This window comes from Tenacibaculum soleae (assembly GCF_001693415.1).
In the GTDB taxonomy this organism is placed as follows: domain Bacteria; phylum Bacteroidota; class Bacteroidia; order Flavobacteriales; family Flavobacteriaceae; genus Polaribacter; species Polaribacter soleae.
Genome location: NZ_MAKX01000024.1, coordinates 263,656 through 280,336, shown reverse-complemented (window position 1 = coordinate 280,336; position 16,681 = coordinate 263,656). Strand labels below are relative to the sequence as shown.

At 30.6% G+C, this 16,681-nt stretch carries 15 protein-coding genes; 14 read left to right on the top strand and 1 reads right to left on the bottom strand.

Annotated elements, in window-relative coordinates:
* The 14 genes from prmC to BA195_RS12295 all read left to right on the top strand — a co-directional run bounded on the left by prmC (position 1) and on the right by BA195_RS12295 (position 13,951).
* Complete coding sequence (gene prmC / locus BA195_RS12360) at positions 1–876, top strand: peptide chain release factor N(5)-glutamine methyltransferase (RefSeq protein WP_068705928.1); 876 nt, start codon at positions 1–3, stop codon at positions 874–876.
* A gap of 12 nt (positions 877–888) precedes the next feature.
* Entirely contained in the window at positions 889–1,407 is a 519-nt protein-coding gene (locus tag BA195_RS12355) for a DinB family protein (RefSeq protein ID WP_068705927.1), read from the top strand.
* Complete coding sequence (locus BA195_RS12350; protein ID WP_068705926.1) at positions 1,407–1,697, top strand: DUF1272 domain-containing protein; 291 nt, start codon at positions 1,407–1,409, stop codon at positions 1,695–1,697. Before BA195_RS12355 ends, BA195_RS12350 begins: the two co-directional genes overlap by 1 nt.
* A 3-nt stretch (positions 1,698–1,700) precedes the next feature.
* Positions 1,701–2,216 carry a GNAT family N-acetyltransferase gene (locus BA195_RS12345; RefSeq protein WP_068705923.1) on the top strand — a complete coding sequence of 172 codons (516 nt, stop codon included), beginning with the start codon at positions 1,701–1,703 and terminating at the stop codon, positions 2,214–2,216.
* A 2-nt stretch (positions 2,217–2,218) separates the two neighbouring features.
* The gene (locus BA195_RS12340; RefSeq protein WP_068705920.1) at positions 2,219–2,881 is read left to right on the top strand and encodes a pyridoxamine 5'-phosphate oxidase family protein; all 663 of its coding nucleotides are present in this window, start codon (positions 2,219–2,221) and stop codon (positions 2,879–2,881) included.
* Positions 2,882–2,914: 33 nt separating this feature from the next.
* Positions 2,915–3,382: a CAP domain-containing protein gene (locus BA195_RS12335; protein ID WP_068705918.1), complete on the top strand. Its 468-nt coding sequence runs from the start codon at positions 2,915–2,917 to the stop codon at positions 3,380–3,382.
* A 73-nt stretch (positions 3,383–3,455) separates the two neighbouring features.
* A complete protein-coding gene (locus tag BA195_RS12330; protein ID WP_068705916.1) occupies positions 3,456–4,367 on the top strand; it encodes an ATP-grasp domain-containing protein in 912 nt (303 codons plus the stop codon).
* Entirely contained in the window at positions 4,357–5,637 is a 1,281-nt protein-coding gene (locus BA195_RS12325) for a hypothetical protein (protein WP_068705914.1), read from the top strand. Before BA195_RS12330 ends, BA195_RS12325 begins: the two co-directional genes overlap by 11 nt.
* Positions 5,638–6,819 carry a class I SAM-dependent methyltransferase gene (locus BA195_RS12320; RefSeq protein WP_068705912.1) on the top strand — a complete coding sequence of 394 codons (1,182 nt, stop codon included), beginning with the start codon at positions 5,638–5,640 and terminating at the stop codon, positions 6,817–6,819. It abuts the gene before it with no gap.
* A 153-nt stretch (positions 6,820–6,972) separates the two neighbouring features.
* Positions 6,973–7,773: a formate dehydrogenase accessory sulfurtransferase FdhD gene (gene fdhD / locus BA195_RS12315; RefSeq protein ID WP_068705910.1), complete on the top strand. Its 801-nt coding sequence runs from the start codon at positions 6,973–6,975 to the stop codon at positions 7,771–7,773.
* Entirely contained in the window at positions 7,763–10,057 is a 2,295-nt protein-coding gene (locus BA195_RS12310; protein ID WP_068705908.1) for an FdhF/YdeP family oxidoreductase, read from the top strand. Before fdhD ends, BA195_RS12310 begins: the two co-directional genes overlap by 11 nt.
* A 52-nt stretch (positions 10,058–10,109) precedes the next feature.
* Complete coding sequence (locus tag BA195_RS12305; RefSeq protein WP_068705907.1) at positions 10,110–10,727, top strand: hypothetical protein; 618 nt, start codon at positions 10,110–10,112, stop codon at positions 10,725–10,727.
* Positions 10,728–10,739: 12 nt separating this feature from the next.
* Positions 10,740–12,260, top strand: a complete 1,521-nt coding sequence (locus BA195_RS12300) for a hypothetical protein (protein ID WP_245662351.1) — start codon at positions 10,740–10,742, stop codon at positions 12,258–12,260.
* Positions 12,261–12,274: 14 nt separating this feature from the next.
* Positions 12,275–13,951 (top strand): RluA family pseudouridine synthase, encoded by a 1,677-nt coding sequence (locus BA195_RS12295; RefSeq protein WP_068705903.1) that lies wholly within the window; start codon positions 12,275–12,277, stop codon positions 13,949–13,951.
* A gap of 243 nt (positions 13,952–14,194) precedes the next feature.
* On the opposite strand, the gene lon is transcribed toward BA195_RS12295, so the two are convergent.
* A complete protein-coding gene (gene lon, locus BA195_RS12290; RefSeq protein ID WP_084443199.1) occupies positions 14,195–16,669 on the bottom strand; it encodes an endopeptidase La in 2,475 nt (824 codons plus the stop codon).
* Between the last annotated feature and the right edge of the window lie 12 nt (positions 16,670–16,681).

Below are 16,681 nucleotides of genomic sequence, written 5' to 3'. Positions count from 1 at the left end.
ATGATTTTAAAAGATTTTAAAAGCGTTTTCACAAAGCAACTCTCTTCTGTTTATCCACAATCAGAAATAGATTCTTTCTTTTTTATATTGATTGAAGAAATATTAGGTTTTAAACGAATAGGTAGTGTTTTAAAAGCTGATTTTTTAATTTCTTCGGATGTTTTAAATCAGTTACAAAACATAACTGAACGTTTATTAAAAGAGGAACCTATTCAATATATAATAGGTAATACCGAGTTTTATGGTTTGCCTTTTTTAGTAAATAAAAACACCTTAATTCCGAGACCTGAAACAGAAGAATTAGTTGAATGGATCATTACCGAAGTTTCAGAAGCACATGGTAAAAATATAATTAATTTTTCAATACTTGATATTGGAACCGGAACAGGATGTATTCCCATTTCAATTAAGCACAATTTACCGAACACAATTGTTTCAGCTATCGACGTTTCATCGGAAGCTTTAAAAGTAGCAAGAAAAAATGCTAAATTAAATACGGTTGAAATAAATTTTATTGAACAAGATATTTTATATACTGATGATTTAAATCAAGTTTTAGACAGCAAAAAAATAGATATTATTGTATCAAATCCACCTTATGTTCGTAATTTAGAAAAAGTAGAAATTAAAAATAATGTTTTAGAAAACGAACCACACCTAGCCCTGTTTGTTGAAGATAATAATCCGTTAATTTTTTACGATAAAATTGCCAATTTAGCAGTAAGGCACCTTACCAAAAACGGATTGTTGTTTTTTGAAATTAATCAATATTTAGGAAAAGAAACCGTCGAAATATTAAATAAAAAAGGATTTAAAAACATCGAACTTAAAAAAGATTTTGTTGGTAATGATCGAATGATAAAAGCCAGCTTATAAAAACAAAACATCATGAAAAAACAAGAATTACAACCAAACGAATTTGATGAATACTATTTGAATTATTTGAATTTAGTTCCGACCGAAACTGAACTAAATTATGGTTTTCAAGAAGACAAAAACATAGTGATTGATTTCTTTTCGTCACTTCCAGAAGATAAATTAGAATTCCGTTATCAACCAAAAAAATGGACTGTAAAAGAGGTTTTGCAACATATTATTGATACTGAACGCATTTTTATGTATCGTTTTTTACGAATAGCACGTAAAGACACGACTGCTTTAGCTGGTTTTGATCAAGATATTTATGTAGATCCATCAGCAGCAAACGATAAATCTATCAATGATTTAATTGAAGAATTTACAATTGGTCGTATGTATTCTATCAATTTAATTAACAGTATTACTAACGAAAATTTAAAAAACCTAGGTACAGCAAGTGATTCTCCAGTCTCTGCGCGTGCTTGTGCTTTTATATTATTAGGCCACAGTGTTTGGCATATTAACATTATTAAAGAGCGTTATTTATAGTGTTACAAATTAGACCAAATTGTGAACACTGTAATAAAGATTTGCCAAATACATCAACCGAGGCAATGATTTGTTCATTTGAGTGTACCTATTGCAAAACATGCGCCTTAGAGCTTTTTAAAAATGTATGTCCTAGTTGCAGTGGTAATTTTGTGCAACGCCCAATAAGACCTTCAAAAATGGTTGCTAAACACCCTGCTTCTACACAAAGAGTTTTTGATCCAAAAGATTTAAATAAAGCTACTATAAATTCAACTAAATTTAAAAATATAGCGCCAAAAAACCGGTAATTTATGATTGATATAAAAAAAGCGACTTTTTCAGATGCTAAAATAATTGCTCTTTTAGGTAGAACTACCTACACAGAATCTCACGGTCATTTTATTGAAGATAAAAACGATTTATTAGCTTACTGTAACAATGCTTTTTCAATACAAAAGTTAACAACTGATTTAAATGATAAAAACAATTTATTTCATGTTGTATATGTAAACGATTTACCAGTAGGATACTCTAAAATTGTTTTGAATACACCATTTGAAAACAAAAACGAAATAACAAGTTGTAGATTAGAGCGCATTTATATTTTAGATCATTTTTTATCGTTAAAACTAGGGCAGCCTGTTTTAGATTTCATCACTGAAAAAGCAAAACAACAAAATGCCACCAGCATGTGGTTATCTGTATACATTAAAAATGAAAGAGGAATTAATTTTTACAAGCGAAATAATTTTAAAAGCATTGGCGACTTAAATTTTCTAGTAAACGGAAAAGAATACGACAATTTTGTTTTATCAAAAAATATTTAAAAATGGCAACATACGAACAATCAAAATTAAATAGAGTTAAACGCGGACAAAATAGAGCTACGTATGATGTAGCTAAAATCAATACTATTTTAGATGCTGGTTTTTTATGTTATGTGGGTTATATTTATGAAGGCAACCCCATTTCTATCCCTATGGCTTATGCTCGTCGTGATAATAAAATTTATATTCATGGTTCTACAGCTAATAGAATGTTATTAGCCATTTTAAAAAGCGAAGAAACATCAATAACTGTAATGCATTTAGACGGATTAGTTTTAGCACGTTCAGGATTACATCATTCAGTAAATTACCGCTCTGCTACACTTTTTGGTAATTTAAAAAAAGTAGAAAATGACTTAGATAAAACTGAAATTTTAAAGTTAATTGTAAACCAAATGGTTCCAAATCAATGGGAAACAATTAGACCAATGCATCAAAAAGAATTAGACAGAACTTTAGTGGTTGAGTTTGCAATTACATCAGCATCAGCAAAAATAAGAGACGAAGGTGTTATTGATGAACCAGAAGATTATGATTTACCCGTTTGGGCTGGCGTGGTACCTATAAAACAAGTTGCCGAACACCCAATTTCTGACGATAAATTAAAAAAAGAAATTGAAATCCCTAAACATGTGTTAGCTTATTATGAACAAAATAAAGAGTAATTTTGTTTAAAATTAACCTTAAAATCCCCTAAAATGTTTTCAAAAAAACACTTTTTAATTTTATTAATTGCATTTTCATTTCTTTCATGTGGAGATAATTCAACAGACGAAATAGAAGATTTAGAAAATAAATCGATTACTCAAGAAGTTCATCAATTAGTAAACGAACATAGAGCCACAATTGGTAAAAGTGCGCTTACTTTTAATAATCAAATTTCAGAAATGGCTTTAGAACACACAAAATACATGATTAATAAAGGTAAAATAAGTCATGATAATTTTGATGCTCGTTTTGCACAAGTTAGAGCGCTTGTAAACGCCATGAGTTTTGCTGAAAATGTAGCTTCTAAACAAAACTCAGCTCAAGAAGTTGTTACCGGTTGGCTAAATAGCGCTGGCCATAGAGCAAATATTGAAGGCGATTATACACATACAGGTATTGGGGTTTTAAAAAATGCTTCTGGAAATTATTATTTTACGCAATTATTTTATTCAAAATAACAAGTTTAATATTTATTAGTTTCTGATAAAAAATACCGCTAAACAACATAATAAAATACACTAAATTGCACGCATGAAAATTTATGATGTTATAATACTTACCGATAAAAGATATGTAAATCCGAAGGAAGTTGATGCGTACACAAAAAATGTGTTAACCGAAGATGGTTTTGTAAAAAAAGCTTTAGATAAATTAGGCTTAAAAGTTGATAGACTTTCTTGGGATGACAAAGATTTCGATTGGCCTTCAACCAAATACATTCTTTTTAGAACTACTTGGGATTATTTTGATAGGTATACAGAATTTTCTGCATGGTTAAACAATGTTTCTAAACAAACGATATTGTTAAACTCTGAAGCAATTATTCGCTGGAATATTGACAAACACTACTTACTAGATTTGCAAAAAGGTGGAGTAAATATTTGCGAATCTTATTTTATCGAAAAAGGAGAAACTAAAACTTTACAAGAATTAGCTAATCAGCATACACTTACTAATTTTGTTTTAAAACCTTGTATATCTGGCGGCGGGAGGCATACTTATAAGATAAACTCATCAAACATAACTAAACACGAAGCTATTTTTAAAAAATTGATTAATGATGAAGCAATGATTTTACAACCTTTTCAACATAATATAGTTCAGAAAGGGGAAATTTCACTCATGGTTATGAACGGAAAATTTACACATGCCGTTTTAAAAATAGCTAAAAAAGGTGATTTTAGAGTTCAAGATGATTTTGGAGGTACAGTGCACAGCTACACTCCTACCCAATCTGAAATAAACTTTGCCGAAAAAGCTGTAAAAGCCTGTAAAGAGCTACCTATTTATGCACGAGTAGATGTTTTTACCGATAATAACGGTAATTTAGCCATAGCTGAATTAGAACTGATTGAACCCGAATTATGGTTTAGAAATCACCCAAAAGCAGCCGATGAATTAGCAAAAGGTATACAGCAATTAATCAATCAAAATGAAAAATAAAATTTTAAAATTTTTAGGCGCAATTATTTTAATACTTATAATTTCGATAAGTATATTTTACATAGCAAATAATGAAAAACTCCCTGAAGGAAAGCAAGGAGCCGAAGCAGATGCTTTAGCAACAAAAATGTTAACAGCAATAAATAATGATTTTTTTGAAAAAACTGAACTTATTGAATGGTCTTTTAGGGGCAAACATTTTTACAAATGGTACAAACAAGATAATAAAGTTGAAGTTTCTTGGAATGCTAATAAAGTAATTTTAAATACTATAAATCCTAATGAATCTGTTTGTTTTATAAACGATAAAAAAACTACAAACTTAAATTTAATTAAAACCGCTACTAACTTTTTTAATAATGATTCTTTTTGGTTAGTTGCTCCTCATAAAGTATTAGATAAAGGTGTTGAAAGACGTATTGTAAAACACCAAAACAAAGATGCTTTATTAGTCACTTACACTTCTGGTGGTTCAACTCCAGGAGATTCTTATCTTTGGGTTTTTGATGACAATGGTTTTCCTACAGAGTATAAAATGTGGACAAAAATTATTCCGATTGGCGGAGTTTCAGCAACTTGGTCTGATTGGAAAACTACCAATGCAGGTTTTAAATTACCTACCAAACACAAAATTTCTTTATTTGGTTTAACTTTAGCTATGGGAAATGTAAAAGCTTCAAACCCTAAAGCCGATATTTTAGCAAATAAAATATTAAAAGCTATCAACCATGAAGCTTATAAAAAAACACGCTATTTAGAGTGGAGTTTTGGAGGGAAAAGACATTTTAAATGGGATAAAAAACAACATATTGTTAATGTTTCTTGGGATTCTATTCGTGTAAACTTGCATCCAAATAATTTAGAAAAAAGTTCGGTTTACATAAATAAAAAACAACAAGAAATAGCAGATACTAAAACAGTAAAAAAAGCTTGGGATATTTTTAATAATGATTCTTTTTGGCTAGTTGCTCCTCATAAATTATTTGAAAAAGGCATTATCAGAAGTGTTCAAAATATTGATGGAAAAGAAGCGTTGTTAGTAAAATATACTACAGGAGGATCAACACCTGGCGATTCATATTTATGGATTTTAGATAAAAATAACGTTCCTAAAAGCTATAAAATGTATGTTCCTAGCATGAAAATGGATGGAGTTCCTGCTACTTGGGATGATTGGATTACTACACAAACTGGTACGTTATTACCAACAAATCATTCGTTTGGTAAAGGAGGCAAATTAAGTATGGGAACCGTTAAAGCTTATAATTAATTGAATCAACATATTTTACATAAAGAAGTACAAGATTTTATAACTACTAATTTAAATTCAGATATCACAAAACTGATTTTAAAAGGAAGCCCTTTTAACAATATCTCTATACAAGAGTTATCAAATCAAATTATTAGCAAGCAAAAATCTAAAAACAAGCTACCTAATTGGTTTAACACTCAAAATGTCTATTACCCTCCAAAAATTAGCATCGAGCAAACATCTTCTGAAATTACAGCAAACTATAAATCAAACTTAGTTTCAGGTGATGCAATAATTGATATTACGGGTGGTTTTGGTATTGATGTTTTTTATTTTGCTAAAAAATTTAAAAACGTAATTCATTCAGAAATTAATGATAAACTATCTAAAATAGTTGCTCATAATTATCAGCAATTAAAAGTAAATAACATTCAAACAGTAGCTTCTGATGGGTTGGAGTTTCTTAAAAATACCAATCAAAAATTCGATTGTATCTATATAGACCCTTCTCGAAGAGATGATATAAAAGGTAAAGTTTTTTTGCTAAAAGACTGCTTACCAAATGTACCTGAAAATATTGATTTTTTGTTTACAAAATCAGCTAATATTATGATTAAAAATTCACCAATGTTAGACATTACAGCTACCATTAATGAGTTAAAATTTGTAAAAGAAATTCATATTATTGCAGTAAATAATGAAGTTAAAGAATTACTTTTTCTACTAAAGAAAGAATATAAAGGTACAGTTAATGTAAATACAGTTAACTTACTGAAAGACAAAAGTCAAGAATTTAATTTCATCTTAAAAAACAATAGTGATTTAAAATATAACTCACCTCAAAAATTTATTTACGAACCCAATGCTGCAATTTTAAAATCAGGTGGCTTTAATCAAATAACTAAACAGTATAATGTAGGTAAATTACACCAGCACTCTCACTTATACACGTCAGAAGAAATTATTGAAAATTTCCCTGGTAGAATTTTTAAAATTGATGCTGTTTTTTCGTACAATAAAAAACAACTAAAAAAAGAATTGGCTATTGATAAAGCAAATATTACTACTCGAAATTTCCCAAAAACAGTTGCACAAATCAGAAAAGAAACAAAACTAAAAGATGGTGGAAACATCTATTTATTTTTCACTAAAAACCTTGATGAAAAATTAATTGTTTTAAAGTGTACTCAAATATTTTAATTACGTAAAAATGTATTATTTGAGCTCTCATTTTAAAAAAAGCAAGGATTTCATCTTAAATGCACTAAACCATCTATTAAAAATTCTGTTTTTTCATAAAAGGAAAGGATTTATAAACCACAAAATCCTTTAAAAATTGTTACTTTTGATGGTATGCAATCTATCAATTATCAATCAATAAAAATTACTGCAAATACATCTTCAATAATAGAAGATACGTTGGTTATTGAAGCGCCTTTACAAATTAGTATCAATAGTGAACCTTACACGGTTGTAATGCGAACTCCAAACGACGATAACGAACTTATCAGAGGGCTTTTATATGCAGAAGACATTTATAAAAGTAATACCGATTTATTGATAGAGATTACAGAAATTAATCCTGATTTTTCGGCAATTTTAAATGTAATTATTCCTAAAGAAAAATTACGAAAGGGTTACTTAAATAAACGCACACTTTTATCAGTTTCGTCTTGTGGAATATGCGGCAAAAAAGAATTAACAGATTTAAAAACAACTGATAAACCTCTTAAAAAAGTAACTAATCAATCAATTGAGGTGAGTGGTGATATGTTTTTAAAAATGAATGAATTACAGTTTTTATTTAAACACACAGGAGGAAGTCATGCATGTGCAATTTTTAATAAAAAAAACGAGCTACTAACTATTAAAGAAGATATAGGTCGTCATAACGCAGTTGATAAATCCATAGGAGATTTAATTAATAAAAAACAGTTAAAAAAAGCAAATTATATGTTAGTTAGCGGACGTGTTTCTTATGAGATAGTTTCAAAAGCTTTTTTTGCTAAAATTCCAATTATTATTGCTGTTTCTGCATGCTCTAGTTTAGCTGTAGATTTTGCTAAAGAATTCGGGATTTGCCTTATCGGTTTTAGTAGAAATGATAAAATGACAGTGTACTCAAATCCTCAATACATAAATTATGAGCGATAAAAATATAAAAGCCCAACCACCTAAAGATTTAACAGGAATTAAATTAATTGATGTTCCTAAAAAGGCAGTAGGAACAAAAGCTATAAAATCGGCTTTAAACCATGTTTTTAGCGAAACAGGTGTAGCTAAAGGAATTAGTTTGCTAAAAAACATGAACCAAATTAATGGTTTTGATTGTCCAGGTTGCGCATGGCCAGATCCTGATGCAAAAAGGGCTTTTTTAGCAGAATATTGTGAAAACGGAGCTAAAGCTATTGCTGAAGAAGCTACAACTAACAGAGTATCTCCCCTATTTTTTGCAACTCACTCTGTACAAGAAATGTCGGAATGGTCTGATTATAAAATTGGTAAAAGCGGGCGAATTACCCATCCGATGTATTTAAAAGCAGGAAGTGATATGTACGAAGAAATATCATGGGAAAATGCTTTTAAAATTATAGGCAAAGAATTAAACGCTTTAAAATCGCCAGATGAAGCTATTTTCTATACTTCAGGAAGAACAAGTAATGAAGCCGCTTTTTTATATCAACTTTTAGTTCGTCAATTCGGAACCAACAATTTACCAGATTGCTCTAATATGTGTCACGAAAGTAGTGGAACAGGGTTATCTGAAACATTAGGTATTGGTAAAGGGTCCGTTACTTTAGATGATTTTAATCATGCTGATTTGGTGATTGTTATTGGGCAAAACCCAGGTACAAATCACCCAAGAATGTTAACGGCGTTAAAAGACACTAAAAAGAATGGTGGAAAAATAATGACTATAAATCCGTTACCAGAAGTTGGTTTAATGAATTATGTTGATCCTCAAAATCCATTGAAATGGTTAGGTTCAGGGGACAAATTAACTGACCTGTTTTTACAAGTAAAAATCAACGGAGATGTTGCTTTATTAAAAATTATTTTAAAATTGATGAAAACTGCTGACGATAAATCAGGTACTATTTTTGATCATCAATTTATAAAAGACAAAACACATGGTTTAGAAGAATTTTTAATTGATTTAGACACCTATTCTATTGAAGATTTATTACCCCAAACAGGATTATCTTTAGATAAAATTAAAAAAGCAACTGACTTAATTATAAATAATGATAAAATAATTATTTGTTGGGCAATGGGCTTAACACAGCATAAAAATGCGGTGGATAATATTCGTGAAGTAGTAAATTTACTATTATTAAAAGGAAGCATTGGTAAAAAAGGAGCTGGAACCTGTCCTGTTCGTGGGCATTCAAACGTACAAGGAGATCGTACTATGGGAATTTGGGAGAAGCCCAAAGATGATTTTCTAGATAACTTAGAAAAAGAATTTTCTTTTATAGCTCCAAGAGAACATGGTTATGATGTAGTTGCTGCCATTGAAGCTATGCATCAAAAAAAAGCGAGTGTTTTTATAGGAATGGGCGGAAACTTTATTTCAGCAACTCCTGATACAGAAATCACAGCTCAAGCATTACAAAATTGTAATTTAACAGTGCAAATATCTACAAAACTAAATAGAAGTCATTTAATAACAGGTAAAGAAGCTTTGATTTTACCTTGTTTAGGGCGTTCAGAAAAAGATATTCAAAAAACTGGAGAACAGTTTATTACTGTAGAAAACTCAATGGGAGTTGTACATCAATCAAGTGGTCATTTAGATCCTGTATCTACACATTTATTAAGCGAACCTGCTATTGTTGCTGGTATAGCCCAAGCCACCTTAAAAAACACTAAAGTTGAATGGCAGCAATTAATTACAAATTATGATTTAATTCGTGCTAAAATTGAAGCTACCATTACTGGGTTTGATAATTACAATGCAAAAGTACGTAAAAAAGGTGGTTTTTATCTACCAAACAATGCGCGTGATAATAACTTTACACCTACTAAAACAGGAAAAGCAAATTTTACAACAAACCTACCTTCTGATATTGCTTTAGAGAAAAATCAATTTATGATGATGACCATTCGAACGCATGATCAATACAACACTACTATTTACGGATTAAATGATCGTTACAGAGGTGTTTTAAATGAGCGAAGAGTTATTTTCATGAACCCAGAAGATATGAAAACTCAAGGGCTATCTAAATTAGATAAAGTAGATTTAATAAGTCATTTTCAAGGAGAAAAAAGAAAGGCTTTTGGTTTTTTAGTTGTTCCGTACAGTATACCAAAACAATGTACTGCTACCTATTTTCCAGAAGCAAACGTTTTGGTACCTTTAAAGAGTAAAGCTAGAATTAGCCATACACCCGCATCAAAAACAGTGATTATTTCTGTTAAAAAGTGCGACTAAAAAAAGATTTGTACTTTAGTAAAATATTTTCAATCAAAAATCAACCAACATTATGCCTTTTATAGAAGAAGAAAAGTTTAAGTTAATGCAAGAAGACTTAGATAATGCAAAGTTAAAAAGAGAAGAAGCTGAAAATGAATTAAGCGAAGCTCAAGAAAAATTTAGTTCTTTAAAAAAAGGATCAATGAGACTCCCTATCGTTTTGGGTGTATTATTAGGTATTGCTTTAGGAGCTGCGTACTACTTTTATTCAAACAGTAGCGGCGCGTCTTTTCCTTCATCAGAAGAAATTGCTACGGTTAAAAAGAATGAGCACACAAGAGTTTTAGATAGTATTAAAAGAGCAAACGCTAGAGCTAGCAGAAATACTAAAACAAATAATGAGGTTAATTTAAATGAAACAATTGACGCTGTCGTTGACAATACTAGTGATAAAACAATTTATTCAGTTCAAATTGGCGTACTTTCACAAAAAAAACAACCTTTAATATCATCAGTAACAATACCATCAACTGTTACCATAGCAAATGGTTATTTTAAATATTCTATTGGTTTATTTGAGTCTTTAGATGAAGCCAAATCTCTAAGAAAAGAACTGATACAAATTGGTTTTAAAGACGCCTTTGTAGCTTCTTATATTAATGGAAAACGTCAAAAAATACATCACTAAAAATACAATTTAATGCTATTAAACTTTAGTAAACGAGCACTCATGGTAGGTTTTATCTTGAGTGTTCATTTTTTATGCGCACAATCTGAAATTCCGCAACAAAAAACTCAAATAGGTTTTGGTCAATTAGATTTTTTATCAATAAAAATGCCTGAAAGTGAAAAAAACATGGATTTTTCGGGAATCCATTATAACTTAAAACCTAATGAATGGAGCTATGTTGGTTTAGGTATTTATGGTGCAATTGGCGGAATACGAGGTGGTTTTTTTACCCTAGGCATTAACGCAGGTATACAGCACAAAATAACAAAGAGATTATTTATTGATACCGGTATTCATTTTGGAGGCGGTGGCGGTGCAGCAGCCCCTGATGGTGGTGGTGCTTTTATTTTACCACATTTTAATTTAGGATACGATTTTAAGTATTTTTCAACTACTGCAGGATATAGTTATGTTAATTTTTTTGATGGAGGAACTATAAAAAGTGAGCAATTTAATGTTGCTGTTCAAGTACCTTTATCTTTTAAAAATGCAACTTTTAAAGCGCATGAAAATTCATTTTCTATTGATGACTTGAAAAATAGTTCATGGAAAAATCTTAGTAACCGAATTTCTTTATTGGTACATTTAAACAACTTAGAAGTTACTAAAGGTTCATACACAGGTAAAACCATACGTTTAGCAGGTTTTGAATTAAATTCTTATTTAACCAATAATCTATTCTTTTTTCTGAAAGCTGATGGTGCTTATCATGGAATTAAGGCAGGATACATGGATGTTTTATTGGGTGGTGGTTATCATATATCAATGAATAAAAACCGTACAAATATCTTAGCCAAATTTGGTGTAGGTGCAGGCGGTGGTGGTGGTGTTGATACCAAAGGTGGATTTTTAATTTATCCAGATATTTCAATTGAACAAAAATTATTTGATAATATTTATGCTTCAATAAATAAAGGATACTTAATGAGTCCTGATGCACATTTTAAATCTTCAACATTAGGTTTTGGTTTAAAGTATTATGTTGATAAAGACGGTACTTCATCTAAAGAAAAGGATTTTACAATAGCTAAATTTAAAGGTTTGGAAGCTATTATAAAACAAGATTTATATATAAATGCAGCAAGAGATAATAATGGTAAATTTGAACAAAACATGCATCAAATTTCATTACAAATAAACTTTTTCTTAAATAAATATCTTTACGGAGCCGGACAAACATCATTTGCTAATTTTGGTGATGCTGGTGCCTATGCGGAAGGTATTGTAGGTTTAGGCGTACAATCAAATACTTTTTTTAACAATACAACATCAGTATTCTTGCAAGTTTTAGGAGGAGCAGCTGGTGGTGGTGGAATTAGTACAGGAGAAGGATTAATTGTAAAACCAAGTGCTGGACTTAACTACAGGCTAACTAATAAATTAAATTTACGAGGTGGTTTAGGATATGTAAAGGCACGCGGAGGGAATTTAAGTAGTACTTATTTAAATTTTGGTGTTAATTATAATTTTTCATTTTTAAGCGTTAAATAAAAAACACATCTGTTTTGCAATCATATTTTCAATACTTTTTAAGCGATATTAATGAAATAAAACTTCCTAAAAAGTTTACCTTTCCTTTTTATTATGAACCACATCCGTTATGTGAATTAGCTGTAAAAGAGGTTCAGAATTATTTAAGTACGCAAACAGATTTTGAACATAATTTCGGATTAAAACCTGGTAAAAAAGGAACTATAACTGGTAAAATGTTCGGGGTTTTAGTTGTATATAATAAAGAAAATAAAATTGGTTATATAGCTGCTGTTTCAGGTAAATTAGGCGAAACAAATACTCATAAAATGTTTGTTCCGCCTGTGTATGATATGCTTGCTAAAGATTCTTTTTTTTTACAAGAAAAAGAAGTTTTAAGAAATATAAGTATTGAGTTAGAAAGCATAGAGAACTCTGCTGATTATTTAAAATTATGTACTCTTTACGAACAAGAAACTAACAAAGCTAATGCTGATATTACAGAAAAAAAAGAAGCTTTAAAAATAGCTAAAGCAGCTCGAAAACTAAAAAGAGAAAAAGCTAAAAAAGAAGTTTCGGAGGAAGCTTATATTGTTTTTGATAAAAAATTAAAAAAAGAAAGTTTAGCTGCAAAACATTTTTTTAATAATGTAACACGTTATTGGCAACACACTTTAAAACCTGTAGAAGAAAAACTATTAGCATATACCAATCAAATAGCAAAACTAAAAAACGAACGCAAAACTAAGTCTTTAGCTTTACAAAAATATATTTCAGAGCAATATCAATTTTTAAACTCTAAAAAAGAGGTTAAAAATTTAACCGAATTATTCATAAATACTTCAATAGAAAATATACCTGCTGGTACTGGCGAATGTGCCGCACCTAAATTATTACAATATGCTTTTTCACACGATTTAAAACCTGTGGCTATGGCTGAGTTTTGGTGGGGTAAATCGCCTAATAAAGAAGTACGGAAACACAAACAGTTTTATCCAGCTTGCCAAGGTAAATGCAAGCCTATCTTAGCGCATATGTTAAACGGAATTGAAATGGACACCAATCCGTTGTTAAAAAACCCGGCTATTGGAAAGGTACTGGAAACCATTTTTGAAGATGATGATTTAATTGTAATTTATAAACCTAACGATTTTTTATCGGTTCCTGGAATCCAGATTCAAGATTCGGTATATACTCGGGTTAAACAACAAGTAAAAAATATTTCAGGTCCAATTATTATACATCGATTAGATATGGCTACTTCTGGATTGTTAGTTTTAGCAAAAAACAAAGAAGCGCACAAAATTATACAAAATCAGTTTATTAATAAAACAATGCAAAAAAGATACACCGCTTTGTTGGATGGAATTATTACAGAAGATAAAGGGACGATAAATTTACCGCTTCGCGTGGATTTAGATGACAGGCCAAGACAATTGGTGTGTTATGAACATGGAAAACCAGCAAAAACTAACTGGGAAGTTATTGAAAGGAAAGATGGAAAAACAAAAGTACACTTCTACCCTATTTCTGGTAGAACACATCAATTACGAATGCATGCTTCTCATAGTTCAGGTTTAAATACTCCAATTATTGGCGATGATTTGTATGGCAAAAAAGCTGACAGATTGTATTTACATGCTGACACCTTAGAGTTTACACATCCAACAACTAAAGAGAAAATTAAATTTTATAAAAAAGCTGATTTTTAGCTTTCACTAAAACTTTATAAAATAGCTTAGCCCCGATTGTAGCAATTGCTTGAGCTCCTCACAGAGAGCGAGTGCGGAAAGCGGGAAATAGCTTCTGATAAAAAATAAAAACTGCCTAAAAAGTAAGTTTTCAGTCAACCTAAACTTGTTTCAGGCTCCCATAATGATTAGTAATCGCTATGGTGAGATTCTGAAATAAATTCAGAATGACGATTTCAATACTTTTTAGACAGTAACTTGTATTTACACTAATTTTTTAGCATTTTTTACTTTTTGCTTGGTAAGTGCTATTTCAATTACCTCGTGCATATCGGTTACATAATGAAACTTTAAGCCTTTTAAGTAGCTTTGTTTTATTTCTTCAATGTCTTTTTTATTATCGGCACATAAAATAATTTCTTTGATATTGGCGCGTTTTGCGGCTAATATTTTTTCTTTAATTCCGCCTACTGGTAATACTTTTCCACGTAAGGTAATTTCACCTGTCATGGCCAGTTTATTTTTTACTTTACGTTGCGTAAATACCGATACTAATGAAGTTAACATGGTAATACCTGCACTTGGACCATCCTTTGGTGTTGCGCCTTCTGGCACGTGAATATGCACATCGTATTTATCTATAACTTCTGGATTTATTCCAAATTCTTCTGTATTTGCTTTGATATATTTCATGGCAATTGTTGAAGATTCTTTCATTACTTTTCCTAAATTACCTGTAATAGAAAGGTTTCCCTTTCCTTTTGATAAAATAGATTCAATAAATAAAATATCTCCACCAACACTTGTCCAGGCTAAACCTGTAACTACACCTGCAACGTCATTAGTTTCATACTTATCGCGTTCTAAACGAGCAGGGCCTAAAATAGTTTCAATGTCCTCGTTAGTTAAAGCAATGTTGTATTCCTCTTCCATTGCGATTGATTTTGCAGCAAAACGCACCACTTTGGCTACTTGTTTTTCTAAACCACGAACTCCAGATTCACGCGTATAGCCTTCAACAATTTTTTCTAATTGTTTTTTTGCAACTGTTAAATGTTCTGGTGTTAAACCGTGTTCTTTTAACTGCTTTGGAAATAAGTATTTTTTAGCTATTTCAACTTTTTCTTCAATGGTATAACCTGTAACATTAATAAGCTCCATACGGTCGCGTAATGCCCAAGGAATTTGCCCTAAATTGTTGGCAGTAGCTATAAAAAGTACTTTTGATAAATCGTAGCCTACTTCTAAATAATTATCATAAAAAGCAGTGTTTTGTTCAGGATCTAATACTTCTAACATAGCTGAAGATGGATCTCCTTGATGACTTTGACTTAATTTATCAATTTCATCTAATACAAAAACTGGATTTGACGTTTCTGCTTTTTTCAAATTTTGAATTAAACGCCCTGGCATTGCGCCAATATATGTTTTACGGTGCCCGCGAATTTCAGCTTCATCACGTAAACCACCTAACGACATACGTACGTATTTACGTCCTAAAGCCTCGGCAACCGATTTACCTAACGATGTTTTACCAACTCCTGGAGGTCCGTATAAACAGATTATTGGCGACTTCATATCACCTCGTAATTTTAAAACCGCTAAATGCTCAATAATACGCTCTTTAACTTTTTCTAAACCAAAATGATCTCTATCTAATATTTTTTGAGCTCGTTTTAAATCAAATTTATCTTCAGAATACACATTCCAAGGCAACTCTAACATCAACTCTAAATAGTTACGCTGTACACCATATTCTGCCATTTGAGGATTCATTCGTTTTAAACGACCTAATTCCTTTTCAAAAGTAGCAGCAACTTCTTTAGTCCATTTTTTAGATTTTGCTTTAACTCTCATTTCATCTAATTCCTGATCATGAGAAACACCACCTAATTCATCTTGAATGGTTTTTAATTGCTGATGTAAATAATATTCACGTTGTTGCTTATCTAAATCAGAACGTGTTTTAGACTGAATATCATTACGTAACTGTAATTTTTGAAGTTCTTTATCAAGGTTTTTTAATGTTAAAAGTGCTCGCTCTTTTAAACTATCTTTTTCAAGTAGCACTTGTTTTTTAGCTACACTTAACTCCATATTTGATGAAATAAAGTTTACTAAAAACGAGTTTGATTGAATATTTTTAATAGCAAATGAAGCTTCAGAAGGTAACATTGGGTTTTCTTTAATAACCTCTAAAGCTAGCTCTTTTATAGATTCTATAATTGCATCAAATTCTTTTTGATCATCAACTTCTCTATCATCAACCGCTTCATGAACCTTTGCTTTTAAGTATGGTTCTTCTTGTGTAATTTCATCAATCTCAAAACGTTTTTTTCCTTGGATGATAACTGTTGTGTTACCATCAGGCATTTTAAGAACGCGTAATATTTGTGCTACAACTCCAGTTTTATGAATGTCGTTTAATCCTGGGTTTTCAACATTACCATCTTTTTGCGCTACTACTCCAATTACTTTATCACCTTTGTTTGCATCCTTTATTAACTGAATAGATTTATCTCTACCAGCGGTAATTGGAATTACAACACCAGGAAATAATACTGTATTTCTTAACGGTAATATTGGTAATTCAGATGGAACTTCTTCTTTATTTATTATTTCTTCGTCTTCAGGAGTTAATAAAGGTATCAATTCAGAATCTTCATTAAAAGCATCTTGAAGCGACAAATTGTCTAAATGTATAATTTTTGATTTGCTCATATCTTGTATGTATGTCATAGTGACATTTTT

Bases quoted from the DNA above. Each gene is read 5' to 3' on its own strand.
- prmC (WP_068705928.1), top strand. From the start codon at position 1: ATGATTTTAAAAGATTTTAAAAGCGTTTTCACAAAGCAACTCTCTTCT.
- BA195_RS12335 (WP_068705918.1), top strand. From the start codon at position 2,915: ATGTTTTCAAAAAAACACTTTTTAATTTTATTAATTGCATTTTCATTT.
- BA195_RS12305 (WP_068705907.1), top strand. From the start codon at position 10,110: ATGCCTTTTATAGAAGAAGAAAAGTTTAAGTTAATGCAAGAAGACTTA.
- BA195_RS12310 (WP_068705908.1), top strand. From the start codon at position 7,763: ATGAGCGATAAAAATATAAAAGCCCAACCACCTAAAGATTTAACAGGA.
- BA195_RS12330 (WP_068705916.1), top strand. From the start codon at position 3,456: ATGAAAATTTATGATGTTATAATACTTACCGATAAAAGATATGTAAAT.
- BA195_RS12325 (WP_068705914.1), top strand. From the start codon at position 4,357: ATGAAAAATAAAATTTTAAAATTTTTAGGCGCAATTATTTTAATACTT.
- BA195_RS12340 (WP_068705920.1), top strand. From the start codon at position 2,219: ATGGCAACATACGAACAATCAAAATTAAATAGAGTTAAACGCGGACAA.
- BA195_RS12355 (WP_068705927.1), top strand. From the start codon at position 889: ATGAAAAAACAAGAATTACAACCAAACGAATTTGATGAATACTATTTG.
- fdhD (WP_068705910.1), top strand. From the start codon at position 6,973: ATGCAATCTATCAATTATCAATCAATAAAAATTACTGCAAATACATCT.
- lon (WP_084443199.1), bottom strand. From the start codon at position 16,669: ATGACATACATACAAGATATGAGCAAATCAAAAATTATACATTTAGAC.
- BA195_RS12345 (WP_068705923.1), top strand. From the start codon at position 1,701: ATGATTGATATAAAAAAAGCGACTTTTTCAGATGCTAAAATAATTGCT.
- BA195_RS12300 (WP_245662351.1), top strand. From the start codon at position 10,740: ATGCTATTAAACTTTAGTAAACGAGCACTCATGGTAGGTTTTATCTTG.